Origin of the sequence: Mycobacterium nebraskense, from assembly GCF_002102255.1 — a bacterium.
GTDB classification, from domain to species: domain Bacteria; phylum Actinomycetota; class Actinomycetes; order Mycobacteriales; family Mycobacteriaceae; genus Mycobacterium; species Mycobacterium nebraskense.
Genome location: NZ_LQPH01000095.1, coordinates 1 through 1,045 on the forward strand (window position 1 = coordinate 1; position 1,045 = coordinate 1,045).

A 1,045-nucleotide genomic window follows, 5' to 3' on the forward strand; every position below is an offset into this window, starting at 1 on the left:
TCGTGGACATTGGAGCCGGGTCGGTCCGAAGCTGCGGGATGCGCCGGTGAGTGCCTTCATCGCATCGCCCCGGTGGGGTCGACGACGGTGGTGCAGCGGGTCCAGGACGCCACCACCTGCCGGGTCGGGTCGGCGATGACGGCCGGCTCGGCGGGGGGCAGGTGGTCGAGCAGGTGATGTTCGCGGCAGTAGTCGTCGTTGTAGATGGTGTCGAAATAGCGTTGCGGGCCGTCGGGAAACACCGCGGCGACGGTGGTATCGGCGGGCATGGTGCGCGCGGCCCACCCGGCCACCAAACCGACCGCCCCCACACTCCAGCCGCCGCTGGCATGATGGGTCGCCGCCAGGGCACGAGCCGCCCACACGGCTTCGGCGGGGGCCACCCAGTGCACCTCGTCAAACGCCGGATAGTCGACATTGCGGGGGTAAATGCTCGAGCCCAGCCCGCGCATCAGCCGGCTGGTCGCCGGCTGGCCGAAAATCGTCGAGCCGATGGTGTCCACACCGATCACCTGCAGATCCGGGTTGACCTCGCGCAGCACGCGGGCCACCCCGGCCGAATGACCCCCGGTGCCCACCGAGCACACCAGCACATCGATCTGGCCGAGCTGATCGAGCAGCTCGAGTGCCAACGGCCGATAGGCGTCGACGTTGTCGGGGTTGGCGTACTGGTTAGGACACCACGCCTCGGGGTCGGCGGCCAGCAGCTGCGCAACACGGTCTTTGCGGGCCTGCTGCCAGCCCCCCGTGGGATGCGGCTCGGTGACCACGTCGACCTGCGCGCCGTAGGCGCGCAGCATGTTCTGCACGATGGGTTCCATGCCCGGGTCGGTCACCACGGTGACCGGGTGCCGATACACCATGCCGGCCAGCGCCAACCCCAAACCCAGCGATCCGCTGGTGGACTCCACGATCCGGGCCCCCGGCCGCAGCTCGCCGCGGGCGCGGGCCCGCTCCACCATGTGCAGCGCGGGGCGGTCTTTCATGCTGCCGCCGGGGTTAAACCCTTCCAGCTTGGCCCAAAACCCGCGATCAGCGCTGGTCA

At 69.8% G+C, this 1,045-nt stretch carries 1 protein-coding gene; it reads right to left on the reverse strand.

The genetic code is table 11. The features are described 5' to 3' along the window. Positions 1–56 precede the first annotated feature (56 nt). A partial coding sequence (locus AWC17_RS10100; RefSeq protein ID WP_085164592.1) for a PLP-dependent cysteine synthase family protein occupies positions 57–1,045 on the reverse strand: 989 nt, incomplete at its 5' end.